18 protein-coding genes are annotated in these 26,162 nt (G+C 73.6%); 12 read left to right on the forward strand and 6 right to left on the reverse strand.

The genetic code is table 11. The features are described 5' to 3' along the window. Positions 1–19: 19 nt before the first annotated feature. The 7 genes from QIS99_RS02240 to QIS99_RS02270 all read left to right on the forward strand — a co-directional run bounded on the left by QIS99_RS02240 (position 20) and on the right by QIS99_RS02270 (position 12,537). A complete protein-coding gene (locus QIS99_RS02240) occupies positions 20–361 on the forward strand; it encodes a hypothetical protein (protein ID WP_408909461.1) in 342 nt (113 codons plus the stop codon). Next, complete coding sequence (locus tag QIS99_RS02245) at positions 358–744, forward strand: GPW/gp25 family protein (protein ID WP_282509771.1); 387 nt, start codon at positions 358–360, stop codon at positions 742–744. Before QIS99_RS02240 ends, QIS99_RS02245 begins: the two co-directional genes overlap by 4 nt. Beyond that, positions 741–3,872: a putative baseplate assembly protein gene (locus QIS99_RS02250; RefSeq protein WP_282509773.1), complete on the forward strand. Its 3,132-nt coding sequence runs from the start codon at positions 741–743 to the stop codon at positions 3,870–3,872. Before QIS99_RS02245 ends, QIS99_RS02250 begins: the two co-directional genes overlap by 4 nt. Then, a complete protein-coding gene (locus tag QIS99_RS02255) occupies positions 3,869–7,768 on the forward strand; it encodes a putative baseplate assembly protein (protein WP_282509776.1) in 3,900 nt (1,299 codons plus the stop codon). Before QIS99_RS02250 ends, QIS99_RS02255 begins: the two co-directional genes overlap by 4 nt. A gap of 37 nt (positions 7,769–7,805) precedes the next feature. After that, a complete protein-coding gene (locus tag QIS99_RS02260; protein WP_282509778.1) occupies positions 7,806–9,953 on the forward strand; it encodes a hypothetical protein in 2,148 nt (715 codons plus the stop codon). A 119-nt stretch (positions 9,954–10,072) separates the two neighbouring features. Further along, positions 10,073–11,632, forward strand: coding sequence for a DUF6519 domain-containing protein (locus QIS99_RS02265; RefSeq protein ID WP_282509780.1), 1,560 nt, complete (start codon positions 10,073–10,075; stop codon positions 11,630–11,632). Beyond that, the gene (locus QIS99_RS02270) at positions 11,632–12,537 is read left to right on the forward strand and encodes a peptidoglycan-binding protein (protein WP_282509782.1); all 906 of its coding nucleotides are present in this window, start codon (positions 11,632–11,634) and stop codon (positions 12,535–12,537) included. The genes QIS99_RS02265 and QIS99_RS02270 overlap by 1 nt, the downstream gene beginning before the upstream one ends. Positions 12,538–12,694: 157 nt before the next feature. Here the strand turns inward: QIS99_RS02270 and QIS99_RS02275 are convergent, their stop codons facing one another. Then, positions 12,695–13,423 (reverse strand): HNH endonuclease family protein, encoded by a 729-nt coding sequence (locus QIS99_RS02275; protein WP_282509784.1) that lies wholly within the window; start codon positions 13,421–13,423, stop codon positions 12,695–12,697. Between the two features lie 190 nt (positions 13,424–13,613). Between QIS99_RS02275 and QIS99_RS02280 the strand changes: the two genes are divergently transcribed. Further along, positions 13,614–14,054, forward strand: a complete 441-nt coding sequence (locus QIS99_RS02280) for a (2Fe-2S) ferredoxin domain-containing protein (protein WP_282509786.1) — start codon at positions 13,614–13,616, stop codon at positions 14,052–14,054. A gap of 51 nt (positions 14,055–14,105) precedes the next feature. On the opposite strand, the gene QIS99_RS02285 is transcribed toward QIS99_RS02280, so the two are convergent. Further along, complete coding sequence (locus QIS99_RS02285; protein WP_282509787.1) at positions 14,106–14,693, reverse strand: TetR/AcrR family transcriptional regulator; 588 nt, start codon at positions 14,691–14,693, stop codon at positions 14,106–14,108. A 140-nt stretch (positions 14,694–14,833) separates the two neighbouring features. On the opposite strand from QIS99_RS02285, the gene QIS99_RS02290 reads away from it, so the two are divergent. The 4 genes from QIS99_RS02290 (at position 14,834) to QIS99_RS02305 (ending at position 19,712) form a co-directional block, all read left to right on the forward strand. Next, on the forward strand, positions 14,834–15,709 hold the full coding sequence (locus tag QIS99_RS02290; protein ID WP_282509788.1) for a class I SAM-dependent methyltransferase: 876 nt from the start codon (positions 14,834–14,836) through the stop codon (positions 15,707–15,709). Between the two features lie 201 nt (positions 15,710–15,910). Beyond that, entirely contained in the window at positions 15,911–17,257 is a 1,347-nt protein-coding gene (gene gdhA / locus QIS99_RS02295) for an NADP-specific glutamate dehydrogenase (protein ID WP_282509789.1), read from the forward strand. Between the two features lie 45 nt (positions 17,258–17,302). Further along, a complete protein-coding gene (gene argG, locus QIS99_RS02300; protein WP_282509913.1) occupies positions 17,303–18,757 on the forward strand; it encodes an argininosuccinate synthase in 1,455 nt (484 codons plus the stop codon). Positions 18,758–18,905: 148 nt separating this feature from the next. Next, positions 18,906–19,712, forward strand: coding sequence for a DeoR/GlpR family DNA-binding transcription regulator (locus tag QIS99_RS02305; RefSeq protein WP_282509790.1), 807 nt, complete (start codon positions 18,906–18,908; stop codon positions 19,710–19,712). On the opposite strand, the gene QIS99_RS02310 is transcribed toward QIS99_RS02305, so the two are convergent. The 4 genes from QIS99_RS02310 to QIS99_RS02325 all read right to left on the reverse strand — a co-directional run bounded on the left by QIS99_RS02310 (position 19,684) and on the right by QIS99_RS02325 (position 26,161). Beyond that, positions 19,684–20,718 (reverse strand): NAD(P)-dependent alcohol dehydrogenase, encoded by a 1,035-nt coding sequence (locus QIS99_RS02310; RefSeq protein WP_282509791.1) that lies wholly within the window; start codon positions 20,716–20,718, stop codon positions 19,684–19,686. The genes QIS99_RS02305 and QIS99_RS02310 overlap by 29 nt on opposite strands. A 13-nt stretch (positions 20,719–20,731) precedes the next feature. After that, positions 20,732–22,057, reverse strand: a complete 1,326-nt coding sequence (locus QIS99_RS02315) for an MFS transporter (RefSeq protein WP_282509792.1) — start codon at positions 22,055–22,057, stop codon at positions 20,732–20,734. Continuing rightward, a complete protein-coding gene (locus QIS99_RS02320) occupies positions 22,054–23,061 on the reverse strand; it encodes a zinc-dependent alcohol dehydrogenase family protein (RefSeq protein ID WP_282509794.1) in 1,008 nt (335 codons plus the stop codon). The genes QIS99_RS02315 and QIS99_RS02320 overlap by 4 nt, the downstream gene beginning before the upstream one ends. A gap of 274 nt (positions 23,062–23,335) precedes the next feature. Continuing rightward, entirely contained in the window at positions 23,336–26,161 is a 2,826-nt protein-coding gene (locus tag QIS99_RS02325; protein ID WP_282509796.1) for a SpoIIE family protein phosphatase/ATP-binding protein, read from the reverse strand. Between the last annotated feature and the right edge of the window lies 1 nt (position 26,162).

Consider the following 26,162-nt stretch of genomic DNA (forward strand, 5'->3'; position numbering starts at 1 on the left):
AGACGGGGGACGAAGAGACGTGTCCGGGATATCAGGGAATCTGCTCGGCGCCGGTGCGCTGGTCAGCTGTCCGCACGGGGGGCGGGCGACGGCAGCGGCGGGGGGTGCGGCCGTGCATATCGGCGGCGTGCCCGTGGCCACCGCCGCGCACACCTTCACCGTGACCGGCTGTCCGCACACCGTCGACGGCGTGCCGACGCCGTGTGTGACGGTGCGGTGGGCGGCCGGCGAGACGGGGGTGACCGTCGGCGGCGCCCCGGTGCTGCTCGACACCTCGGCGGCGCAGTGCTTCACGGCGGCTTCGGTGCCGCAGGGGCCGCCCGTCGTCCACAGCGCGCAGCGAGAGGTGAGCGTCCGATGAGCACCCGTACCCGCATACGCAGCGACTGGGCGTTTCCTTTCCGGGTCGACCGGCGCGGGCGGACCGCGCACGCCGGCCATGACGCGCACGTCCGCGATCTGATCGAGCAGGTCCTGTTCACCAGCCCGGGCGAGCGGGTGATGCGGCCCGACTTCGGGTGCGGCCTCCTCGATCTGGTCTTCGCCCCCAACAGCCCGGAGCTGACCAGCACATTGGAGCTGTCCGTGCAGGCGTCGCTGCAGCGCTGGCTGGGCGAGCTGATCGAGGTGGAGGCCCTGGACGTGTCCGGTGCGGAGAACGCCGTACGGGTGAGTCTGCGGTATGCCGTACGGGCCTCCGGGGCCGTGCGCGACGAGGTGTTCGAGGGGAGGGCCGCGGCATGACGAGCGCGACAGCGCCCCGCCGGGCCAGGGTACGGGCCGCACAGCTCAACGGGGTCGACGCGGTCGAGGTGAGTGACGACGGGCTCGTCCTGACCGTCACGTTCCTCGGGAAGGCGCCGCACGGGCTGTGCGCCGAGAACGTGCGGATCGACGGCGGGCGCCGGATCACGGACATTTCCGCCGTGGACATCAGCGTCGAGCGGGAGGAGGACCCGGAGCTCGACGACCGGCTGTACGTGACGGTCGACAAGGCCGGGGACACCTCCCGGTACCGGCTGTCGGTCGTCGAGACGGACCCGTACGGGCGGCCGGGGGACGTGCCGTTCCGGGGGTTCGACCAGCGCTACCACAGTGCGGAGTTCGGTTTCCGGCCGGACTGTCCCACTCCCTTCGACTGCAAGGGCGAGACGGACGACGAGCCGGAGTTCCCCGCCGCGCCCGTCGTCGACTACACCGCACGCGACTACGACACGATCCGCAAGCTGCTCCTCGACCGGCTGGCGCTGACCACCCCGGACTGGGTGGAGCGGAACCCGGCGGACCTCGGGATGACGCTGGTCGAGTTGCTGGCGTACACCGGGGACCAGATCAGTTATCAGCAGGATGCCGTGGCGACCGAGGCGTATCTGGACACGGCGCGGCTGCGGGTGTCGGTGCGGCGGCACGTGCGCCTGATCGACTACGCGATGCACGACGGGCAGGCGGCGCGGGCGTACGTGTCCGTGGAGACCGTCGGCGAGCACACGCTGCTGCCGGGGACGTACCGCTTCGCCTCGGTGGACGTGCGCGCCGTCGACCCGCACGACCGGCCGGAGCCGGGCACCGTCATCGACGACGGCGACCTGGTGGACCTGGACGAGCGGGGCTCGGTCGAGGTGTTCGAGCCGGTGGCGGCGGACGAGCCGCTGCGGCTGCGCGCGGCGCACAACGCGATCCGGCTGTGGACCTGGGGCGGCGACATGTGCGCGCTGCCGAAGGGGGCGACGGCGGCGACGCTGCGGGACGCGTGGCGGGACCCGGAGACCTGCGCGGAGCGTCGACTCGACCTGCGTGCCGGGGACTTGCTGATCCTGGAGGAGGTGAAGGGCGCGCGTACCGGCACCCCTGGCGACGCCGATCCGAGTCATCGACAGGTCGTGCGGCTCACGTCGGTGACGCCGGGGCTTGACCGGGTCGAGGACCAGCCGTTGGTGGAGGTGACCTGGGCGGCCGAGGACGCGCTGCGGTTCCCGCTGCGCCTGGCGACGCTCGGCGGGCGGGACTGCGAGCCGGTGGCGGACGTGACCCTGGCACGCGGCAATGTCTGCCTGGTCGATCACGGGCGGACCCTCGGCTGGTGCGGCGACGGTCTCGCGGAGACCCTCACCGTTCCGCACGACCCGGCGGTCGCGGGCGACTGCGCGCCGCCCGGGTTCGGGTGCACCGGCCCCGAGGAGGGCAACGCGCCCGGCCGGCTCATCAACTCCCTTACGGACAAGGCGGAATGCGGCACCGCGCTCGTCCCCGACGACGTGCAGGAGCTGTTCGCCGTCGTCGGCGACGCGGCGGTCACCCGGGCCGGGATCGGCCTGGAGCGGGCGGGCACGCGCGCGGAGCGGGTGGTGCCGGGCACGGCGTACGCGCAGGCCGCGGCGCTCAGGACGCTGCTCGCGCAGTCGGTGTACCCGGGGCTCGTGCCGCGGTTCCGGCCGCGCCTGTCCCGCTCCCCCGTGGCGCAGGTCGGCCCGTACCCGGACCCGGCGCTGGTGGCCGCGGGGCAGGCGGACCGGCTCGCGGCGGTCCCCGGGCGGGTGCGGCGGCGTCTGGTGGAGCTGTGGCGCAGTGCGCGGGACTGCGACGGGCTCGGGGACGAGGAGATCGACGAGCTGACCGTGGTGTTCGGCCCGAAGGTCGTCGAGCGGTTCGAGCTGCGCCGGCATCCGGTGCGGGCGTTGCGGGAACTCCTGCACCGCGAGGACCGGTTGCTGGCGCAGAAGCGGCGCCGGATCGAGGTGCTGACGGCGCGGGCGCGGGCGGGCACGGTCCTGGACGGGCACATCGCCTGGGAGATCGCCCAGAGTTGGGGTCCGTCGTACGCGGCGGGTCTGCACCCGGGCGAGCCGGTGCTCCGCGGTGCCGCCGGGGCCGCCCTGGACCAGGATCCGCGGCGCGCGCTGCCCGCCGTACGGCTGTATGACGGCGAGCAGGTGTGGGAGCCGCGCCGGGATCTGCTCGGCTCGGGGCCGCGGGACCGGCACTTCGTGGGCGAGCTGGAGGACGACGGGCGGCTCGCGCTGCGGTTCGGGGACGGGGTGCACGGGGCGCGGCCCACGCCGGGCGCGCGACTTGAGCTGCGGTACCGGCTCGGCGGCGGCACGGGCGGCAACGTCGGCGCGGAGGCCATCAACCATCTGGTGGTGTGCCGCGAGCCGGACGAAGCGGTGCAGGCACCGGTGGCGGGGGTGCGCAATCCGCTGCCCGCGACGGGCGGCACGGAGCCCGAACCCGCGGAGCAGGTACGGCAGTTGGCGCCGCTGGACCTGCGGCGCACCCGGCTGCGCGCGGTGACCGCGGAGGACTACGCGGCGCTCGCCGCGGGCCTGCCGGGCGTGCAGCGCGCGGCGGCCGAGATCCGCTGGACGGGCAGCGTGCAGGAGGCGCACGTCGCGGTCGACGCACACGGCACGGGCACGCCGCCGCAGGAACTGCTCGACGCGGTGGCGCACTCCCTGGAGGCGTACCGTCGGATCGGGCACGACCTGGTGGTGGGCCCGGCCCGCACGGTGCCGCTGGACATCGCGCTGACGGTGTGCGCGCTGCCCGGCCATCAGCACGGCCAGATCCTCGCCGAGCTGTACCGCGTGCTCGGCGCCGGGCGGCTGCCCGGCGGGAGGCTCGGCTTCTTCCACCCGGACGCGCTGACGTTCGGCGAGCCGGTGCGGCTGAGCCGTCTGGTGGCCGTCGCGGCGGCGGTGCCGGGGGTGGAGAGCGTACAAGTGACCCGGTTGAAGCGGCTGTTCCACGAGGAGCGCGGAGAGAGGGAGGACGGCGTGCTGCGGCTCGGCCCGCTGGAGATCGCGACGTGCGAGAACGACCCGGACCGGCCGGAGAACGGCCTGCTGGAGATATCCCTGGGGGGTGCCCGATGAGCGACGCCTGCTCCTGCGGCGGCGCGTGCGGCGCCGGCGGCCACGACGAGCGGCGGGCCCCGGTCGCCCCGCACAATCCGCCGGGACGTACGGCCCTGGACTACCGGGTGGGGACGTACGGTTCGTTCCTGTCCGCCCAGCTGGACCGGCTGGCCTCGCCCGCGTACCCGGCGCTCGAAGGGCTCACGGTGCGGACGCCGGACGACCCGGCGGTCGGGCTGCTCGACGCGACGGCGGTCCTCGGTGACCTGCTGACGTTCCACTCGGAGCGGATCGCCGACGAGGCGTATCTGCGGACCGCCAACGAGCACCGTTCCCTGGTGCTGCTCGGCCGTCTGGTCGGGCACCGGCCGCGTCCCGGGGTGGCGGCCTCGACGCATCTCGCGTACCGCCTGGACCGTGATCCGCGCGCCGAGTCACTGCAGGTGCTCGTCCCGCGCGGGGCGCGCAGCCACAGCGTGCCGGCATCGGGGGACGAGGACGCGCAGACCTTCGAGACGGCCGAGGATCTGACGGCCCGCTGGGACTGGAACGAGCTGAAGGTGCGGCGCCGCAGGCCGACGCTGCTCACCCCGCGGGACCTGGAGCGGCGCTCCGAACTGTTCGTGGAGGGCACCGCCACCCACCTCCAGACCGGGGACCGGCTGCTCTTCGTCTTCGGTGAACAGGCGGGCGGGGAGAGGAAGTTGCTGCCGGTGGCGCGGGTGCGCGCGGACCGGGACGACGATGTGACGGCCCTTACCCTGCCGCGTTCGGCGCCGCCCACCCTCAAGGAGCTCGTGACCGAGGCGCTGCGCTGGATCGCGGCGCCGGAGGGTCCCGGCGAGCCGGGCGAGGAGCCTCCCCCGTTCTCGGCTTCGCTCGAACGGGCGGTACCCCCATCCCCCCGGGTGCCCAACCCCCGCCCGGTCAGCCGGTACATCGAGGACTTCGACGAGCAGGTGCTCGCGTCGCTGCGCGAGTCGCTGCCGTCGGCGGGCACCCCGGAGCGGTTCGCGGCCCGGCTCGCGGGTCCGGTGGAGCGGCTCGGCGAGGCGCAGGTGCTCGCCGGGGCGTACGAGGATGTCGCCCAGTGGTTCGAGCAGCTGGAGGCGGTCCTCGCCGAACTGGCCGAGCGGGCCCTTGAGTTGGCGCCCGCGCAGGCGGCGGACGAGGAGGAGGACGAGGAGGAGGAGGCAGCGGCGTCCGGTCCGCCGGGTGCGGCGGCAGCGGGCGGGGCGGGCCATAAGAGCGACAAAGGCGGCAAGAGCGATAAGAGCGCTAAAGGCGACAAGGGCGATCCGCTGGCCGCGCTCGGACACCTCCTCCCCGCGCTGCGCGGCAAGGCGTCAACCCGTGTCCGTACCACCGGAGTCGGCGTGCCGGGAGCCGATCCCGTACGACTCCTTTCCGCGCTGCACCCCGAGCTGGGTGGCCCGTTGCAGCGGGCCTGGCGGGGTGTGAAGGCACCCGGCGGGGGCCCGCAGGTGCTGCGCGCCGTCCTGGCGATGCGGGCGCGGGCGACGCCGTTCGGTGCGACCGCGCCGCTGAAGCCGGTGCAGGACGACCGGGGCCGGGTGGTGCGCACCGCGGACTGGCCGCTGACCGGGGCCGTCCTGACGTCGATGCGGGTCGTCTTCGACACCTCGGGGAAGGTGCCGGAGAAGGCCGAGTTCCAGTACGTGGAGGGCTCGGGCTCGGACCAGCGCTCGGAGAACCTGATCGGCGCGCAGCCGGTGGAGTTCCCGCTCGGTCCTGGCCGGGTGCGGCTGTCCGCGCGGGCCGGGCAGGACCGGGAGCTGAGCTGGCTGGGGCGGCGCCCGACCGACTCGCAGGAGCCCGGCGTCACGGCCCGGCTGCTTCCGGGGCTGCCGGAGCGCGGCCTGTTCGTGTCGCGCCCGGACGACGACGGCAACGTGCAGGTGCTGCTGCACAACGGCACTTCGGCGCCGCACACGCTCAAGCCCGGCGAGTCCCGGCAGTTCACGCACGGCGAGTACGAGGTGGCCGTGGCGTACACGGTGGGCAGCGCGCCCGCGAACGTGGAGATCGTGATCGCCTCGAAGCCGGAGCCGGTGCACCGGAACGTGCTGCGCCTCGACACCGTGTACGACCGGATCACGGTGGGCAGCTGGGTGGCGGTCGAGCGGCCCCGCAAGGGCAAGGACCCGAAGGACGGCGGCATCCCGGGCGATCCGCGGCTGGCGTTTGTGACGACGCAGGTCAAGGAGGTGCGCACGGCCGCGTACACCGAGTACGGGACCACCGGCCGGGGCACGGAGCTGGTGCTCGCCGACCCGTGGCTGGACGAGTACGACGTCCTCCTCTCGCACATCAGGGACGCGACCGTGCACGCGGCGGGCGAGCCGCTGCGGATGGCGGACGAGCCGCTGGGCGAGGACGTGCACGGCAACGAGCTCGAACTGGCCGAGCTGTACGCGGGGTTGCAGCCGGGCCGGACGCTGATCGTGTCCGGGGAGCGCAGCGACGTGCCGGGCACGCGGGGCGTGACGGCCACCGAGGTGGTCGTCCTGGACCGGGCGGAGGCGGCGGCCGATCCCCTGCCTCCCGGCGGCGCCCCGCACACCCGGCTGACCCTCACCACGGACCTGGCGTACCGCTACCGCCGCGAGACGGTGAAGGTGCTCGGCAACGTGGTGGCGGCGACGCACGGCGAGGGCCGGGACGAGCCGGTCGGCAGCGGCGACTCGGACCGCACCAACCAGACGTTCGCGCTGTGGCAGTCCCCGCTGACCTGGCTCGCCGCGGACAACCCCCTGGGTGCGACCCCGGTGCTTGAGATCCGGGTCGACGGGGTGCTGTGGCACGAGGTGGACAGCCTCGCCGGGCGCGGGCCGCGCGAGCGGGTGTACATCAGCGGGTCCACGGCGGACGGCCGGACGACGGTGACGTTCGGGGACGGTGTGCACGGCGCCCGGCTGCCCAGCGGGCACGAGAACGTACGGGCCCGCTACCGCTTCGGCACCGGCCGGGCCGCGAACGTCCCGGCGGACCGGATCACGCAGGCCGTGACGCGTCCGCTCGGCGTCACCGCGGTCACCAACCCGGTGCCCGCGACGGGCGGTTCGGACGCGGACGGCCCCGGCCTGACGCGGCGCACGGTGCCGCTCGCGGTGGCGGCGCTGGACCGGCTCGTCTCCCCCGTCGACTACGAGGACTTCGCGCGCTCGCGCGCGGGCATCGGCCGCGCCTCTGCGCGCGAGCTGTACGACGGCCGGCGGCGGCTCCTGCACGTCACGGTGGCGGGCACGGACGACGTGCCGATCGCCGGTGCCGACGGGGATGCAGCTGTGCTGCGGGCACTCAGGTCCTCGCTCTCCGAGTACGGGGACCCGCGGCTCGCGGTGCGGGTGGACGTACGGGAGCTGGTGCTGCTGCTGTGCGCGGCGCGGGTGAAGGTCGCCCCCGATCACACCTGGCCGGTGGTGGAGCCCCGGCTCCGGCGGGCGCTGCTGCGCCGGCTCGGCTTCGAGGGGCGGGAGTTGGGGCAGCCGGCCGCGCTGTCGGAGGTCCTGGCGGCGGCGCACTCGGTGCCGGGTGTGGACTATGTGGACGTCGACGTGTTCACGGGCGTGCCCGCGTCCGCGACGCCCGCGGAGCTGTTGCAGCTGGTCCGCGACCCCGGCGAGGCGCGCGCGGCCGTGCCCGCGCGCACGGCGGCGTACGACGAGCGGGTGCACACGGTGCGCGAGGAGGGCGGCGAGACGCTGTCGTCGGTCTGCGCGCGGTACGGGCTGCCGCTCGCCGAGCTGGTGCGCCTCAACCCCGGCATCACCGACACGCGGCGCCTGGAGAAGGGGCGTTCGGTGTTCGTGTTCCGCGGCATCCGCCCGGCCCAGCTGGCGCTGTTCTCACCGCAGGCCGCGGATACGTTGATTCTTTCGGAGGTCAAGTGATGGCCCTGGATACGCAGTTGGTACGGGAGGTCGTGTGATGTCCAGGGAACCGGACGGGCTCGCGGAGCTGTTGCCGCAGTGGCACCGGCTGCAGGACGCCGCGGAGGGCGAGCCGCTGCGGGCGTTGCTCGCCGTCATGGCCGAGCAGCTGGACCGGGTGCGGGACGGCGTGGAGCAGGGCTACGAGGACCTGTTCGTGGAGACGGCGGCGCCCTGGGTGCTGCCGTACATCGGCGATCTGGTGGGCCACCGCTCCCTTCCGGGGTACGAGCGGGTCCTGACGACGGGCCTGAAGGGGTCGGGCCCGGCGGCCCTCGCGCGGGCGCTCGCGCCGCGCGCCGATGTGGCGGCGACGGTCGGGCACCGGCGCCGCAAGGGCACGCTGCACCTGTTGGAGGAGATCTCCGAGCAGGTCGCGGCGTGGCCGGCGCGTGCGGTGGAGCTGTCCCGGCTCGTCGCGCACCAGCAGCCGGTGAAGCTGCTCGCGGACGGGTCGCCGCACCGGTCCGCGCGCGGGCGCCTGGTCGACGTGCGGGAAGGCGCCGAACTCGATCTGGCGGGCGGTCCGTTCGGGTCCACGGCCCGTACGGTCGATGTGCGCAGCGCCAACTCGGCCCGCAGGCAGGGGAGTTCGGGTCCTGCTGGGGTGGCGCTGTTCGTGTGGCGGCTGAAGGCGTACGCGCTGACGCAGTCGCCCGCGTACTGCATCGACCGGGCCCGGAACCTGTACACGTTCTCGATCCTCGGCAACGACAGCCCGCTGGCGACCAAGCCGGTCCCGGAGCCGTCGCCCACGCACATCGCGACGGTCGACAACGTCCCGGCGTTCATCCGCCGCCGCCGGCTGCACGACCGGCTCGCCGACTACTACGGCCCGGGCAAGAGCTTCGTGATCCGGCGCGACGGCGAGGACCGGCCGGTGCCGATGGCGGACATCGTGGTCGCCGACCTGTCGGACTGGCGGTACCGGCCGAAGCGCGGCCAGGTCGCGGTCGACCCGGAGCTGGGCCGGATCGCGTTCGGCTCGCGCTCCGCGCCCCGGCAGGGCGTGTGGGTGGACTACCACTACGCGTACGGGGCGGACATGGGCGGCGGCGAGTACGCGCGCACGCGGCCCGAGCGGCCCAACGCCGAGTTCTACCGGGTCGGGCCCGACCAGCCGTACCAGCGCATCATGGACGCCTACCGGGCCTGGCAGCACGACCGCAGGGCCGGGCGGTGCGGGCCCGAGGGGATCGTGGAGATCACGCACAGCGGCGCCTACCAGGAGCAGCTGGACTTCGACCTGGACCCGGGCGACCGGTTCGAGCTGCGCGCGGCCGAGGGCGCGCGGCCGGTGATCCGGCTGCTCGACTGGTACAGCAACCGGCCGGACGCGCTGAACATCCGGGGCCTGGCGGAGGACTGCGCGCCCGGCGAACGGCCGCGGGTCACGCTCGACGGGCTGCTGATCGCCGGGCGCGGCATCAACGTCGCCGGGCCGGTGGACGCGGTCGTGGTCAGGCATGCAACTCTCGTACCGGGATGGTCACTTGAGCCGGAGTGCGACCCGCACTCGCCGGAGGAGCCGAGCATCGTCCTGGAGCGGACCACGGCCTGCCTGCAGGTCGAGGACAGCATTCTCGGCACCATCGAGGTGATCGGCGACGAGGTGTCCGAGGACCCCCTCGACATCCACATCCGGGACAGCGTCCTCGACGCCACCGGCCACGACCGCGAGGCGCTGTCCGCCCCGGACTGCCGGCACGCGCACGCGGTGCTGCACCTGCACCGCTCCACGGTGATCGGCGAGGTGCACACGCACGCCGTGGAGATCGCCGAGAACGCGGTGTTCACCGGGCGCGTGCACGTGGCCCGGCGCGGCATCGGCTGCATGCGCTACTCGTACGTGCCGCCCGGCTCCCGCACCCCGCGCCGGCACCGCTGCCGGCCCGACCTGGTGGGCCCGTCCCCGGAGGAGGCGGCGCGGGTGCGTCCGCTGTTCGTCTCGGAGCGGTACGGGACGCCGTGGTACGGGCAGTTGGCGGACGGCTGCGCGCCCGAGATCCGGCGCGGCGCGGACGACGGGGCCGAACTCGGCGCGTTCCACGAGCTGTACCGCCCGCAGCGGGAGGACAGCCTGCGCGCCCGGCTCGCGGAGTACGTGCCCGCGGGGGCCGACGCCGGGATCTTCTTCGTGACGTGAAGCCCGGGTTCGTGACGTGAACCACGGGTCCTGACCCCGGGTTCGTGACATGAACCCCGCTCTGCTCGCACACCACCGACTCGCCGAACCGCACTTCCTGAACCAGGGGGACCCCCTTCATGCACGCTGACCTCTCCCGCTCGACGTTCCGGCCCGGCCGGCACTACTCCGCGGTCCTCGCCCAGCAGGGCCGCGTACAGCTGGACGCCGACGCCAACGAGCAGGCCGCGATCCAGCTCCACCAGGCGCGTACGCTCGCCGCAGACCTGATCGGACGGCACGGCGGGCCGCGCGACAGCGCGGGCTTCCACATCCACTTCCCCGGCGGCAACCGGGAGATCGACGACCTGGAGATCCACGGCGGCCGCTACTACGTCGACGGCATCGTCTGCGACGCCGACCGGCCCACGGACGGCGACGCGGTCCCGGACGAGGGCGAGGAGGACGACGACACGCCCGCGGCGGAGCCGAGGATCTGGCACTACTGGGACCAGCCCGACGCGTACCGCGACCCGGAGCGGCCGGGCGACCGGCTGCCCACCACGTACCCGTACGTGATGTATCTGCAGGTGTGGGAGCGGGCGGTGACGGCCGTCGAGGACCCGGCGCTGCGCGAGGTGGCGCTCGGCGCGGCGCTCGTGGACACGGCGGCCCGCGCCAAGGTCGTCTGGCAGGCGCTGCCGCTGCCCGCCTCGGCCCTGGACCTCGACGACCCCGAGGGCGCCGACCCGGCCGAGGTGCGCTCGGCGTTCGACAAGTGGGCCAGGGAGCAGGCCCCGACGGCCCGGTTCGCGGCGCGCGCGCAGCGGCCCGGGCACGCCGACGAGGACCCCTGCCTGGTGAAGCCGGACGCCCGCTACCGGGGCCCGGAGAACCAGCTGTACCGGGTCGAGGTCCACGAGGGCGGCAAGGCCGGCGCGGCCACGTTCAAGTGGTCGCGGGAGAACGGTTCGGTGGTGTTCCCGGTGGCGGAACTCGACGGCACCTGGGTCGAGTTGGGCTCGCTCGGGCAGGACGACAAGCTGGACCTGGACGTCGGCGACCTGGTGGAGTTCGGGGACACGGCGTACGTGTCGCGCCTGGAGCCGCTGCCGCTGCTCCGGGTGGAGGAGCTGGACCTGCCGGGGCGCCGGGTGCGGCTCTCCGCCGAGCCGGACACGCGGGTGGGGCGCCGCCCGGAGCTGCACCCGTTCCTGCGCCGCTGGGACCACCGCGAGGGCGTGCGCCGCAAGGGCCGTACGGCGCAGCTGCGCGGCGGCGCCGTCCAGGTCGAGGAGGGCACGTGGCTGCCGCTGGAGGACGGGGTGGAGGTGTACTTCGAGAAGGGCGGCCACTACCGCACCGGCGACTACTGGACGGTCGCCGCGCGCACCTCGACCGGGGACGTGGAGTGGCCGGTGAACGCCGCGCGCAAGCCGCTGCTCGCCCGGCCCGCGGGCATCGTGCGCCACTTTGCGCCGCTCGCCCTGGTCAAGGGCGAGCAGGAGCCGGTGGACCTGCGCCTCGCGTTCAGCGCGCTCGCCACCCGCAGCATTCCGCACGCGAGCGACGCGGAGCTGGCGGCGGAGGCGCGGGCCCGCGACGAGGAGTACGCGGCGGAGAACGCGGCGCCTTCAGGCATGAGCAGGTCGGAGACGACGGCCGCCGCGGAGGCGGCCGTCGACGAAGGGGGGATGTGATGGCGAAGCCGCTGTCCGCGGGGAAGCTGGCGGAGATCCTGCGCGCCGAGGGCCTCACGGTCCACGAGGTGCGCAACTGGCGCCGCCACAACCGCAACCACAAGGGCCCGTGGGGTCCGGTGAACGGCGTGATGATCCACCACACGGCGTCCTCCGGCACCGAGGGCTCGGTGAACCTCTGCTACGAGGGCCGGGCGGACCTGCCCGGTCCGCTGTGCCACGGCGTCATCGACAAGAAGGGCGAGGTGCACCTGGTCGGCAGTGGCCGCGCCAACCACGCGGGTCTCGGCGACAACGACGTCCTGCGGGCCGTGGTCAACGAGTCCCGGCTCCCCGCGGACAACGAGGCGAACATCGACGGCAACCGGCGCTTCTACGGCTTCGAGTGCGTGAACCTCGGCAACGGCAAGGACGAGTGGCCGGCCGCGCAGAAGGAGGCCGTCGAGCGGGTGTCGGCGGCGATCTGCCGGGCGCACGGCTGGAACGAGCGCTCGGTGATCGGCCACAAGGAGTGGCAGCCCGGCAAGATCGACCCGCGCGGCTTCACCATGGACGGCATGCGCAAACGCATCGCGGAACGCCTGCGCGGCGGGGGCGGCGACGACCCGATGCCGAAGCCCGAGCCCCGCCCGAAGCCCGAACAGCCCGCGGGCCTCGCGGAGTTCCCCGGCAGCGGCTTCTTCCACGTGGGCCAGGTGCACCCGGTCATCGACGCGATGGGTAGGCGCCTGGCCGAGGAGGGCTGCAGCCGGTACGAGGTGGGCCCGGGCCCGAGGTGGACGGACGCGGACCGCAGGTCGTACCAGGCCTGGCAGCAGCACCTGGGCTTCAAGGGCAAGGACGCGGACGGCATCCCGGGCAAGGTCAGCTGGGATCTGCTCAAGGTGCCGGAGCCGCGCCGGTAGAGGGGGCGTGCGGGGCGAGCAGGGCCTCGTGGAGTGTCCCGGGCCACCGGGTCGCCCCGCACGCTCCATGAGGCCCTGCTCCCCCATCTCGTACGCCCCGGACAGCGCCTCCACCCTCTCTCGATGCCTGTCACCTGCCGAGGGGCTCACCGTGCGCTCAGGAGCCGCAGGTGTCCAGCATCGCGTCGAGCTCCCGCTCCTCGGCCTCGGTGACGGTCAGTTCGTACGTCGACTTCACGGAGACCCAGGCCCGGCCGTACACGCACCAGTACGTCCTGTCCGGCGGCTGCCACTCGTCCGGGCCCTGGTCGCCCTTGGACCGGTTGGACGAGGCGGAGACGGCGATCAGCTGGGGGTGGGTGAGGTCGTTGGCGAACTCCTCGCGCCGGGTCTGGGTCCACTCGTCCGCCCCGGAGCGCCAGGCGTTGGCGAGCGGCACCATGTGGTCGATGTCCAGGTCCGAGGAGTCGGTGATCTTCTCGTCGTCGTACGCGCTCTGCCACGTGCCGGAGACGGCCCGGCACTCCTCGTTCCGCCGTACGTCCGTGCCGTCGCGCTCCAGGACGGTCTCGCGGGTGTCGCAGTTCTCGCCCTGCGCGGACCAGTGCGGGAACCGGTCGCGGCTGTAGCCGGTCATCGAGCCGTGCGGGGCGACCTTCAGGCCGGCCAGCTGCTGCCGCGCCCGGTCGACGGACGGCACCCCCGGCAGCGTCCCGGCGCTGTCGCCGCCGCCACCGCCCGCGCCCGTACCGCCGTCGACGCCCGCCGACGGTTCGGCGTCGGTCGCGTCCGGCCCGGCGGCGCCTCCTCCCGCCGGCGAGCAGCCTGCCACGGCCAGCACCGCCAGGACCGCCGCGCCCCGCCCCCACCACTTCTGACGTGCCATGAGTTCCGCGCCCCTCTCGCCCGACTCCCCTTCGCGCGCAGCCTACCCACGGCCCTCGTACCCCCTGCGGGCGGCAACTCGCCGCTCACCCGGCCGACTTGTCCCTGCGGGCCGACCCGCGCGTCCTCGCCTCGGCGGAGTCTGATGAGATCGGGGCGTACGCCACCCCCCCCGAAGGAGCCCGCCCCCGATGACCGACGCCGTGCACGCCCCCGCCGCCGCGCAGCCCAGGCGTACGTTCCGGGTGGGTGCGGCGGCCCGGCCCTGCACCCTCGTCGTGTGCCGGGGCTGCTGCTGCGGCAACCCGCGCAAGTACCCGCGCGTCGACCACGACTGGCAGCTCGACCGGCTGCGCGCGGCCGCCGCCGGGTCGGGCGGCCGGGTCGCCGTCCGCGTCTCGGACTGCCTCGGCCCCTGCGACCAGGCCAACGTCGTCGTCGTGCAGCCCTCGACAGCGGGGCGGCAGGCGGGCGGCAAGGCCACGTGGATCGGTTTCGCCATGGACGACGACTGCACGGACGACCTGATCGCCTGGGTCACGGCGGGCGGGCCCGGCGTGGCTCCTCCCCCTCCCACGCTGGAGCTTCAGTTCATCCCGCCGCCGCGGGAGGCCCGGGCCGCGCGCCGCTGAAGTACCCCGCGCCCCTGGAGCCTGCGGCTGCGCCGCGCCTCCCCCACCGGCTCAACCCGCCCCCAACACCACCCGCACCACCCCCTCCACCCGCCCCTGAGGGTCCGGCCCGCCCGGACGGGACGTCATCAGCAGGTGGTGCACCGTGCCGACCACCGCGAGCGCCGCCGCGGCCGTGTCCGTGTGCGGCGGGACCCGCCCGAGCCGCAGCTCCGCTTCGAGGTACGCGGCGACCGCCGCCTCGATCGCGTCGAACCCCGGCGCACCGGACTGCAGGGCCTCCCTGACCCGGTGCGCGGCGGCGGGCCGGGACAGGGCGAGCGCGGAGATCGTCGGGCCGCCGGACCGGAACAGGGTGAGCGCGACACCGGCGAGCGTCCGGGCCACGTCGCCCTCCCCCGCCCGCGCCGGAAGCCGCTCGGCGAGGCGGGCGGTGCGGGCGAACCGGTCGAGGCACAGCTCCGCCGTGAAGTCGTCGAGCCCCGCGAAGTGGGCGTGCAGCAGGCCCTTGGAGCAGCCCGCCTCGTCGGTGACCGCCCTGCTGGTGAGCGCGCCGGCACCGTCCCGTTCCAGGACCCGCTCCGCGGCGGCGAACAGCCGCTCCCGCGCGTCCGGTATCGCCACACCCCGCGGTGCCACAGGACCACCTCACTCTCCGTCGCAGGACGCGCCAACACCCGTACGGCCAAAGGGCATTGCGAGTTTGGGCGCGTGCCCATACTGTTTGGGCGTACGCCCATCATAGGTTCGCCGGCACCGGCCCGAGCAGGAGGCATCCGATGCGCGACTTCGTCGACCCGGAGATCGTCAACACCGATCAGGAACAGGCCTGGAACGGCCCCGAGGGCGCGTACTGGGTGCAGAACCAGGACCGTTGGGACGCGGTCAACTCCGGCTTCAACGAACTCCTCCTGGACGCGGCCGGGTTCGGGCCCGAGGGGCGGGTCCTGGACATCGGCTGCGGCTCCGGGCAGACCACCCGGCTCGCGGCGCGGCGGGCCGCGCGAGGGCGGGTGCTCGGGGTCGACCTGTCGGCCCCGATGCTGGACCGGGCGCGGGCGAGCGCGGCACGCGAGGGCCTGGACAACGTGACGTTCGAGCGGGCCGACGCCCAGGTGCACGCCTTCTCCCCCGGCGCGTTCGACGCCGCGGTCAGCCGGTACGGGGTGATGTTCTTCGCCGACCCGGTCGCCGCGTTCGCCAACATCGGCGGTGCGCTGCGCCCCGGCGGCCGGCTGGCGTTCGTGTGCCCGGCGGAGCCGGAGGGCAACGGGTGGCTGCGCGCCATGCTGTCCCTGCGGGACCACCTGCCGGTCGGCGACTTCGCGGCGCCGGGCCGGCCGGGCATGTTCGCCTTCACCGACCCGGACCGCGCCCGCGCGGTACTCACCGGGGCCGGGTTCGCCGACGTCCGTACGGACCCGGTGGAGGCGTACGGCACCTGGGGCCGGGACGCGCAGGACGCGGCGGACTTCATGCTGGGAACCGGCCCCGGCCGCGCGATGACCGCCCAGGTCTCCGCGGAGGCCGCCGCCCGGGCGCGCACGGCGCTCACGGAGCACCTGCGGGACCACGAGAAGGAGGGCGAGGGTGTCCGCCTGCTGAGCACGTCGTGGCTGGTGACGGGCGTGCGGCCTAACCTGACCCGAGTGTGACGGTCCGGCCGTCCGCCGGACCGCGTGGCGCTGCACACACCCGGGGCGCCCTTGCCACCCGTGGGGTCCGGCAAGGACGATCGATCAGAACCCGAGGGTCCCGCCCCGCACGGCGCGCCACGGGACGGCACCGCAGAGCAGCACTGCAGAGCAGCACCGCAGAGCCGCAGAGCCGCAGAGCAGAGAGAGCGAGAGACATACATGGACGTCAGTACGCACATCGAGGCCGTCCAGGCGGAGGTCCGTCGGCGCAACCCCGGCGAGGCGGAGTTCCACCAGGCCGTCACCGAGGTGCTGTCCTCGCTCGGGCCGGCTCTGGAGCGGCACCCGGAGTATGTGCGCGGTGCGGTCGTGGACCGGTTGTGCGAGCCGGAGCGGCAGGTGGTGTTCCGGGTGCCGTGGGTGGACGACGCGGGTGTGGTGCGGGTCAACCGGGGTTTCCGGATCGAGTTCAACAGCGCGCTCGGCCCGTACAAGGGCGGGCTGCGCTTCCACCCGAGCGTGAACCTGGGGATCGTGAAGTTCCTGGGCTTCGAGCAGATCTTCAAGAACGCGCTGACGGGCATGGGCATCGGCGGCGGCAAGGGCGGCTCCGACTTCGACCCGCGGGGCCGCTCGGAGGGGGAGGTGATGCGGTTCTGCCAGTCGTTCATGAGCGAGCTGTACCGGCACATCGGTGAGCGTACGGACGTCCCGGCCGGTGACATCGGTGTGGGCGGGCGGGAGATCGGTTACCTGTTCGGCCAGTACAAGCGCCTTGCCAACCGTTTCGAGGCGGGGGTGCTGACGGGCAAGCCGGTGGCGTGGGGCGGTTCGCACGCGCGGACCGAGGCCACGGGTTACGGCACGGTGGTGTTCGCGCAGGAGATGCTCGCCGCCCGCGGCACGGGTTTTGAGGGGCGGCGGGTCGTGGTCTCCGGCTCCGGCAATGTCGCGCTGTACGCGATCGAGAAGGTGCACGCCCTCGGCGGCCGTGTCATCGCGTGCTCGGACTCCTCCGGGTACGTGGTCGACGAGGACGGCATCGACCTCGCGCTCCTGAAGGAGATCAAGGAAGTCCGCCGTGAGCGGCTGTCGGTGTACGCGGAGCGCAAGCCGGCGGCGCGGTTCTCGGCCCGGGGCACGCTGTACGACGTGCCGTGCGAGGTGGCGCTGCCGTGCGCGACGCAGAACGAGATCCGGCGCGAGGACGCGGTGGCGCTGGCCAAGAACGGGGTGCTCGCGGTGGTCGAGGGCGCGAACATGCCCTGCACGCCCGAGGCGGTCGAGGTGCTCCGGGAGGCGGGTGTGCTGTTCGGTCCGGGCAAGGCGGCCAACGCGGGCGGGGTGGCCACCTCGGCGCTTGAGATGCAGCAGAACGCCGCCCGCGACCGCTGGACGTTCGAGCAGACCGAGGACCGGCTGGCCGCCGTGATGCGCGACGTGCACGCGGAGTGCCGCCGGACCGCCGAGGAGTACGCGGGCACCCCCGACGACTACGTCCTCGGCGCCAACATCGCGGGCTTCCTCCGCGTCGCCGACGCCATGCAGGCCCAGGGCATCGTGTAACGCGCCAACTTTGCATGATCATGCGTATGCATGCATACTCTTCCTATGTCCAAGGTCCTCACTTCCCTTCCGGCCGGCGAGCGCGTCGGCATCGCCTTCTCGGGCGGCCTCGACACGTCCGTCGCGGTCGCGTGGATGCGCGACAAGGGCGCCGTCCCGTGCACCTACACCGCCGACATCGGTCAGTACGACGAGCCCGACATCGCCTCGGTGCCCGGCCGTGCGAAGACCTACGGTGCCGAGATCGCGCGTCTGGTCGACTGCCGCGCCGCGCTGGTCGAGGAGGGTCTGGCCGCGCTCACCTGCGGCGCGTTCCACATCCGCTCCGGCGGTCGCGCGTACTTCAACACCACCCCGCTCGGCCGCGCCGTCACCGGCACCCTCCTGGTCCGCGCGATGCTTGAGGACGACGTCCAGATCTGGGGCGACGGCTCGACGTACAAGGGCAACGACATCGAGCGGTTCTACCGTTACGGATTGCTCGCCAACCCGCACCTGCGGATCTACAAGCCGTGGCTCGACTCCCACTTCGTGACCGAGCTCGGCGGCCGCAAGGAGATGTCGGAGTGGCTGGTCGCCCACGACCTGCCGTACCGCGACAGCACGGAGAAGGCGTACTCGACCGACGCCAACATCTGGGGCGCCACCCACGAGGCCAAGGTCCTGGAGCACCTGAACACCGGCGTCGAGACCGTCGACCCGATCATGGGCGTGAAGTTCTGGGACCCGTCGGTCGAGATCGCCACCGAGGACGTGACGATCGGCTTCGAGCAGGGCCGCCCGGTCACGGTCAACGGCCAGAAGTTCGAGTCCGCGGTCGCCCTGGTGATGGAGGCCAACGCGATCGGCGGCCGCCACGGCATGGGCATGTCCGACCAGATCGAGAACCGGATCATCGAGGCCAAGAGCCGCGGCATCTACGAGGCACCGGGCATGGCCCTGCTGCACACCGCGTACGAGCGCCTGGTCAACGCGATCCACAACGAGGACACCCTCGCCCAGTACCACAACGAGGGCCGCCGCCTCGGCCGCCTCATGTACGAGGGCCGCTGGCTGGACCCGCAGGCGCTGATGGTCCGTGAGTCGCTGCAGCGCTGGGTCGGCGCCGCCGTCACCGGCGAGGTCACGCTGCGGCTGCGGCGCGGTGAGGACTACTCGATCCTCGACACCACGGGCCCGGCGTTCAGCTACCACCCGGACAAGCTGTCGATGGAGCGCACCGAGGACTCCGCGTTCGGCCCGCTGGACCGGATCGGCCAGCTGACCATGCGCAACCTCGACATCGCCGACTCCCGCGCCAAGCTGGAGCAGTACGCGGGCATCGGCCTGATCGGCACGGCCACCCCGTCGATCGGCGCCGACCAGGCCGCCGCGACGGGCCTCATCGGCACCATGCCGGACATGCCGGGCGGCGGCGCCCAGGCGATCGCCTCGCGCGGCGAGGTCTCCGCCGAGGACGAGGCGCTGGATCGTGCGGCGATGGAGTCGGGCACGGACTGACACCGCGTACGACCGCTGCGGCGGATCCGCATGTGTCACCGCCCCGCGCCCCTGGGATGCGCACTTCGTGCCGCATCCCAGGGGCGCGGTCGTGATTCGGGCGGTTATGGAAAACTCGGGGTCAGCCGCACCCCGAAAGGAGACCCCCGTGTCCAGGCCAAGGCCGTCGCAGGCAGCCGTCGAGCAGCGTCGGCAGGAGATTCTGCGGCATGTCGCCGAGCACGGGGAGACACGGATCGACGTGCTCGCCGAGCGGTTCGACGTGAGCCTCATGACCATGCACCGGGACCTGGACCACCTGGCCGGGCGGCATCTGCTGCGTAAGGTGCGGGGGCGGGCCGTGGCGTTTCCGGCGCTCACCATGGAGACGGCGACGCGCTTCCGGGAAGGCAGCAACGTCGACGTGAAGGAAGCGCTGTGCGCCGCCGTCGCGGAGCGCATCACCCCCGGGGCCACGCTGCTGATGGACGACTCGTCCACGCTGTTCCCGCTGGCGGAGATGGTCCGAGGCGTCAGGAATCTGACCGTCGTCACCAACTCGGTCGGGCTCGCCCAACGGCTCGGTGCGGCCAAGGAGTTGAGCGTCACCCTGCTCGGCGGCCGGTTCCACGGCGAGTTCAACTCCTGCACCGGGCCCGACGTCGTGCGCGCCCTCGGCCGCATCCACGCCGACCTGGCGCTGATGTCGGCGACGGCCGTGCACGGCGGCCGGCTCTTCCACCCGTTGCAGGAGTACGCCGAGGTCAAGGAGGCCATGCTCGACTCCGCGGGCCGGGCCGTCCTCCTCGCCGACCACTCCAAGTTCGGCAAGACCGCCACGTACGCGTACGGCACCGCCGCCCGCTACGAGGAGGTCGTCACCGACACCGGGACCCCGGGCGCGGAGGCCGACGCGCTCCGCGCGCTCGGGGTCACGGTCACGCAGGTCACCGCTGGGGAAGCACCACGCTCTTGACCGCCGTCGGGTCCTCGGCGCCCACCGTGAGCGCCCGTTCCGTCTCCGCCAGGCCGAAGCGGTGCGTGACCAGTGGGTCCAGGGCCACCTGGCCGGACGCGGCGAGGCCGATCGCGGTGGGCCAGGTGTGGGCGTACCGGAACGTGCCCGTCACCTCCAGCTCGTAGTTCTGCACCTGCGCGAGCGGCAGCGGCACCTCGTCGCCGCCCATGCCGATCAGGACGACCCGGCCCGCGCGGGCCATCGCCCGGACCGCCTCCCCGATGACCGCGGGCACGCCGCTGCACTCCAGCAGGACGCTCGGCCCGAACGCGAGCTCCGCCGGCGGCGTACGGGACACGTCGACCGCGGTCAGCCCCAACGTCCGTGCCAGTTCCAGGCGTTGGGGCAGCACGTCCGTGACCGTGACCTCGCGCGCGCCGAACGCGAGGGCCGTCTGGGCGGCGACCAGGCCGATCGGGCCCGCCCCGGTGACCAGGACCCGGTCCCCCGGCGCGACCCGCGCCTTGCGGCAGGACCAGACGCCGACGGAGAGCGGTTCGAGGAGCGCGGCCGCCTCGTCGCCGAGCGCGTCGGGCACGGGGTGGGCGAACTCCTCGTGCACGGCGGCGTATTCGCAGAACACTCCGTCGACGGGCGGGGTCGCGTAGAACACCATCCGCGGGCAGAGGTTGTAGCGGCCGGTGCGGCACTCCGTACACGTGCCGCACGGGGTGCCCGGCTCGACGGAGACGCGCTGTCCCACCTCGTGGCGGGTGACGCCGGGGCCGAGGGCGACCACCGTGCCGGAGGGTTCGTGGCCGAGGACCAGCGGGGCGTCGACGACGAAGTCGCCGATGCGGCCGTGCCGGTAGTAGTGGACGTCGGACCCGCAGGCGCCGACCGCGTCGACGCGGACGAGGACCTGGCGCGGGCCGGGGGCCGGGACCGGGCGCTCCTCGATGCGGAGTTGCCCGGGGCCGTGCAGGACGGCGGCGCGCATGGTGGCGGGGAGGAGGGGTGACATGGGTGGTCCTTCGTCAGGCGGCCGGGACGGTCGGGAGCGGCTGGTCGCGGCGGTCGGCGGGACCGGAGGACTCCTCGGGCATCCCGTCCCCCGGCGAGGTCACGTACAGGCACAGCGCCGCGTTGAGCAGGAGCAGGCCCGCGTAGATCCACATCAGGCCCTCGAAACCCCAGGTGTCGTACGAGAGCGTGCCGATGAGGGGGCCGACGGCGACGCTCAGGCCCGCGCCGAGGGTGTAGACGCCCATGACCTGGCCGCGGCGTTCCGGGGCCTGGGCGACCATCATCGCGGGCAGCGGGACGTACCCGGCGAGGCCCGCTCCGTACACGGCCACGGCGATCGCGGCGACGAGGAAGTTCGACCCCCCGGCGGCCGGCAGGTAGTAGCAGGCCAGACAGCCCGCGGCGCCGAGGACGCCGCCGAAGAGGGCGCAGGTCTTGCGGCCGCTCCAGTTGTCGCCGAGGACGCCGAAGACGAGCAGGGCGCCGAGGTTGGTCACCATCATGAGGACGAGCAGGGTGTTCCACTGGCCGTCGCTGAAGCCGAGGTCCCGTACGAAGAACGGCATGAAGACCCACATGCCGAACGACGGGGTGGTGTTGATGAGCCGGATGATCAGGCTGACCCCGAGCTTCGGCTTCTCGAAGAGAATCCGGAACGTGCCCGCCAGCTCGGCGCGCGCGTCCCGGCCGGGCGCGAGGCCCGTGAAGCCGGTGCGTTCCCGCAGCAGGACGAGGACGATGGCGGTGCCGATCGCGATCACCGCGAGGGAGACCCACAGCGTGGCGTAGAAGCCGAGCAGGGGCATGGCGGCGGCGAAGAGGAACGAGCCGATGATGGGGTAGCCGGAGCTGTAGAAGAACCAGAACCAGCCGACTGCCTTGCTCTGGTGGTCCTTCGGCGCCACCGCCATGATCCAGGACAGGAATCCGTACGCGAACATCGGATAGCCGAAGCCGCGGATGCCGTACGTGACCATCACGAGCGGATAGCTCTCGGCGGGGATCGCGACCGTGAGCATCAGGACGTGGAAGGCGATCCAGATGCCCGCGCCGACGGCCATGACGCGGCGCGGGCCCCAGCGGTCGGAGAGCAGGCCCGCCCCGAGGAACGAGGCGACGGCGGCGGTGACGCCGTAGACGGTGATGATGGCGCCGGCGCCGGTCGCGGAGAAGCCGAGGTCGCTGCCGAAGTACTTGGAGAGATAGCTGGTCTCGACGCCGTCGCCGATCATGAAGAACAGCAGGCCGACATAGCCCCAGATCAGCGGCCCCGGGATGCCGATCCGGTCGAGCGGATGGCGGGCGGTGGCAGCGGCTGTGGCGTTCGGTGTGCTCATGCCCGGGCCGCTCCCTTCGGCGCGAGGTGGATCTTCCGGCCGGTGCCCGCGCGGAAGGTGTCCACGGCGGTGTCGAAGTCGTCGAGGGCGAGGACGTCGCTGACGAGCGGGTCGAGGTCGAGTCCTGCGGCGAGCAGGTCGATGGCCGGCTGGAAGCTGTGGTGCACGGCCATGGAGCCGATGATGTCGATCTCGCGGTGGTAGACGGCGTACGGGGAGAACGCGGCCTTGCGCGCCGGGTCGCTGACGCCGAACTGCAGGAACGTGCCGCCCCTGCGGACCCGGCCGAGGCCGTCCTCGATGGCGGGGATCGCGCCGGTGGCGTCGATGACGACCTCGAAGCCGTGCGGGCGGTCGAACGCGTCGGCGGCGGCGGCGGCTTCGTCCGCGCCGAAGGACTTGGCGAAGTCGAGCCGGTCCTGGTTCAGGTCGACCATGGAGACGGAGGCGGCGCCCGCCTGGCGTACGACGGCGGCCATCATCAGGCCCATCGTGCCCGCGCCGTAGATGAGGTGGTGCTCGCCGGGGCGGCGCGGCAGCCGGTTCAGGCCGTGCACCGCGCAGGACAGCGGCTCCACGAGACCGGCGGCGGCGTCGGACAGCCCCTCGGGCAGGACGTACGCGCAGCGGGCCGGTACGGCGACGTACTCGGCGAAGCCGCCGGGGCGGGTGACGCCGACGGCGCGGTAGTCCTCGCAGAGGTTGCCGCGGCCGATCCGGCAGGAGTGGCACGCCCCGCAGGGGATGTTCGGGTCGACGGCGACGCGGGTGCCGGCCTTCGGTCCGCTGACGTCCGGGCCGAGGGCGACGACGCGGCCGGTCAGCTCGTGCCCGGGCACCAACGGGTAGGTGGCGGAGGGGAGTTCGCCGCCGAGGATGTGCATGTCCGTGCCGCACAGGCCGCACGACGCCACTTCGACGACCACCTCGCCCGGACCCGGTGTGGGGTCGGGCTGTTCGGCCACCGTGATCTGCCCGGGACCTTTGACCAGAACTGCACGCATCGGCTCTCGCTCCTGACTCCGCCTTCGGCTGCTGCGGCTTGGGGTTGCCGGGACTGTAACCACGCCGTAAACGTTAAATCAATCGTTGAGTTCACAGAAAGTGTGAGATCTTTTGCCCGTACGGAGGCCGAAACGGGCATGCGAGGTGAGCGGGAGGGGGCGTCGGCGGGCCTGTCGCCCGTCTTCGGCGGGCGCACCGCTCACCCCATGCCCGTTCCGGGCCACACGTCCACGGCGGAAACGGGCGCGGCGGAAACGGGCGCGGCGCGAGCGCTCAGAACGTGTCGTCCGACCACTGGTCGAGGAGGTCGTCCGCCGACAGGGCCGGTTCGGTGACCGTCTCGTGCAGGGACTGCTCGGCCCAGATGACCTTGCCGCGCGCGGTGTAGCGCGTACCCCAGCGGGTGCCGCACTGGGCGACCAGGAAGAGCCCGCGACCGCCCTCGTCGGTGGTGGCCGCGCGGCGCAGGTGCGGGGAGGTGCTGCTGGCGTCCGCGACCTCGCAGATCAGGCTGCCGGTGTCGTGCACGAGCCGCAGCCCGATGGGCGGGATGCCGTAGCGGATGGCGTTGGTGACGAGCTCGCTGGCGATCAGCTCGGTGGTGAACGCGATCTCGCCGAGCCCCCAGGCCTCCAGGCGCTCGATGACGTCCGCGCGTACGGGAGGCACCGCCGCGGGGTCGTCCGGCACCTCCCGGACGAAGACCTGGTCCGGGTCGAGGAGGCGGGTGCGGGCCACGAGGAGGGCGATGTCGTCCAGGGGGTGTTCGGGGCGCAGGGCGTCGACGACGGCCGTGCAGGTCGCCTCGGGGTCCCGGCCCGGGTGTCCGGCGAGGGCGTCGCTCAGCAGGCCGAGGCCGGTGTCGATGTCGCGGTCCCGGCGCTCGACGAGCCCGTCGGTGAAGAGGACGAGCCGGGAGCCGGCGGGCAGCCGCAGCGTCGCCGTCTCGATGGGCAGGCCCGCGCTCAGGCCGAGCGGCGGCGACACGGGCACGTCGGGGAAGGCGACCGAGCCGTCCGGGTGCACCAGGGCGGGGCCGAGGTGTCCGGCGCGGGCAACGGTGCACACGCCGTCGGACGGGTCGTAGATCGCGTACAGGCAGGTGGCGCCGGTGACGTCCGGCGCTTCGGACTCGGTGGCCTCCTCGGTGTCGATGTCGGCCACCAACTCGTCCAGGTGGGTGAGGAGTTCGTCGGGCGGCAGGTCGAGCGCGGAGAAGTTGTGCACGGCGGTACGGAGGCGGCCCATGGTCGCGGCGGCGTGCAGCCCGTGCCCGACGACATCGCCCACGACCAGGGCGACGCGGGCGCCGGGCAGCGGGATCACGTCGAACCAGTCGCCGCCGACGCCGCCCTGCGCGGGCAGATAGCGGTGGGCCACGTCGAGCGCGGACTGCGCGGGCAGGGCGCGGGGCAGCAGGCTGCGCTGCAGGGTGACGGCGAGGGTGTGCTCGCGGGTGTAACGGCGGGCGTTGTCGATGGCCACGGCCGCGCGGGCCGCCAGCTCCTCCGCGAACGACGGGTCGTCCTCGTCGAACGGCGGGGAGGAGCCCTTCCGCCAGAAGGTGGCCGTGCCGAGCACCCTCCCCCGGGCGTCGAGCGGCGCCGCGACCAGCGAGTGAAAGCCGTGCTCCAGGATGCGGCGGGCGCGGTCCGGGTCGTGCTCGCACCAGGCCCGGTCGCCCGGCAGGTCGCGCTCCAGGACGGCGCCGCCGCTGAGGATGCCGGCGGCCATCGGGGCCGAGGGCCCGTAGCGGATCAGCTCGCCCACCGGGTAGAGGGGGTGGTCGCCCGCCAGGCCGACGATGGCGGTGCGGCGCAGCTCGGTGCCCGCCCCGTCCGGTTCCTCGCCGCGCAGCACCGGGTCGAGCAGTTCTACGGTGACGACGTCGGCGAACCGGGGCACCGCCACCTCGGCCACCTCCTCGGCGGTGCGGACGACGTCCAGGGTGGTGCCGACCCGGACGCCCGCGTCGTACAGGAGCTGCAGCCGCTCGCGGGCGATCTCGGCCCGGCCGGTGAGGGCCTCCAGCTCGGTGGTGTCGCGGAGGGTGGCGACGCTTCCGGCGGGGCCGGCGGCCGGGGTGCCGCGCCGGTCGACGGGGCGGACGTTGACGGCGAGCAGCCGGTCCCCGGCCAGGTGCACCTCGTCGGTGGCGCTGCGTCCGGCGGCGAGGAGTCCGGCGATGCCGGGGGCCAGGCCGAGGTCGGCGACCTGGTGCCGCTCGGCGTCCTCGGGGAGGCCGAGGAGGCGGCGGGCCTCGTCGTTGGCGAGGAGGAGCCGGCCGTCGCCGCCGACGATGACGACGCCCTCGCGGACGGAGTGCAGGACCGCGTCGTGATGCTCGTACATCCGGGTGATCTCGGTCGGGCCGAGGCCCCGGGTCTGGCGGCGCAGTCGTCCGCTCACCAGGGCCGCACCGGCCGCGGCGAGGACGAGGGCACCGGCCCCGGCGGCGAGGAGGACCGGGAGCTGGCGGCGGGCCTGTTCGTTGACGTTCTCGACGGTGATCTCGGGGATCACGACGCCGGCGACCGAGCCGTCGGGCCGGAAGACGGGCACGGTCGCGTACACGGACGGGCCGATCGGCCCCTCGTCGATGAAGGTCATGGCCTCGCCCCCGGCCGCCTCCCGGTAGTGGCCGACGACGTGCCGGCCGATCAGCTCCGGGTTGCGGTGGGTGATGCGGATGCCGGCCGGGGTCGCGACCACGAGGTTGTCGATGCCGGACCGCTGCCGTGCCGTCTGCGCACGGGGCTGCAGTACGGCGGTGGGGTCGGGGCCGTCGATCGCCTCGACGACGCCGGGGGCGTTCGCGAACGCCTCGCCGGTGCTCAGCACTTGCTCGCGCGCCGCCTGGGTGCTCTGGCTCCGGGCCTGCACCACGAGCGCGGCGACGGTGACGGCGACGAGCAGCACGACCACGGCCAGTTGGAGCAGGAACACCTGCCCGGCGACGCTCCGCGGGCTGAACAGGTACCGCAGCCACTGCCCCGGCGACCGGCGCGGCAGCTCCCACCCCTGGTCGGACCTGCCGCCGGACCGGCGGCCCGATGACCTGCCGCCGACCCGCGCCGAGAAATGCCGCAAACCACTCATC

The sequence above is a fragment of the Streptomyces solicavernae genome (genome assembly GCF_029968095.1).
In the GTDB taxonomy this organism is placed as follows: Bacteria; Actinomycetota; Actinomycetes; order Streptomycetales; family Streptomycetaceae; genus Streptomyces; species Streptomyces solicavernae.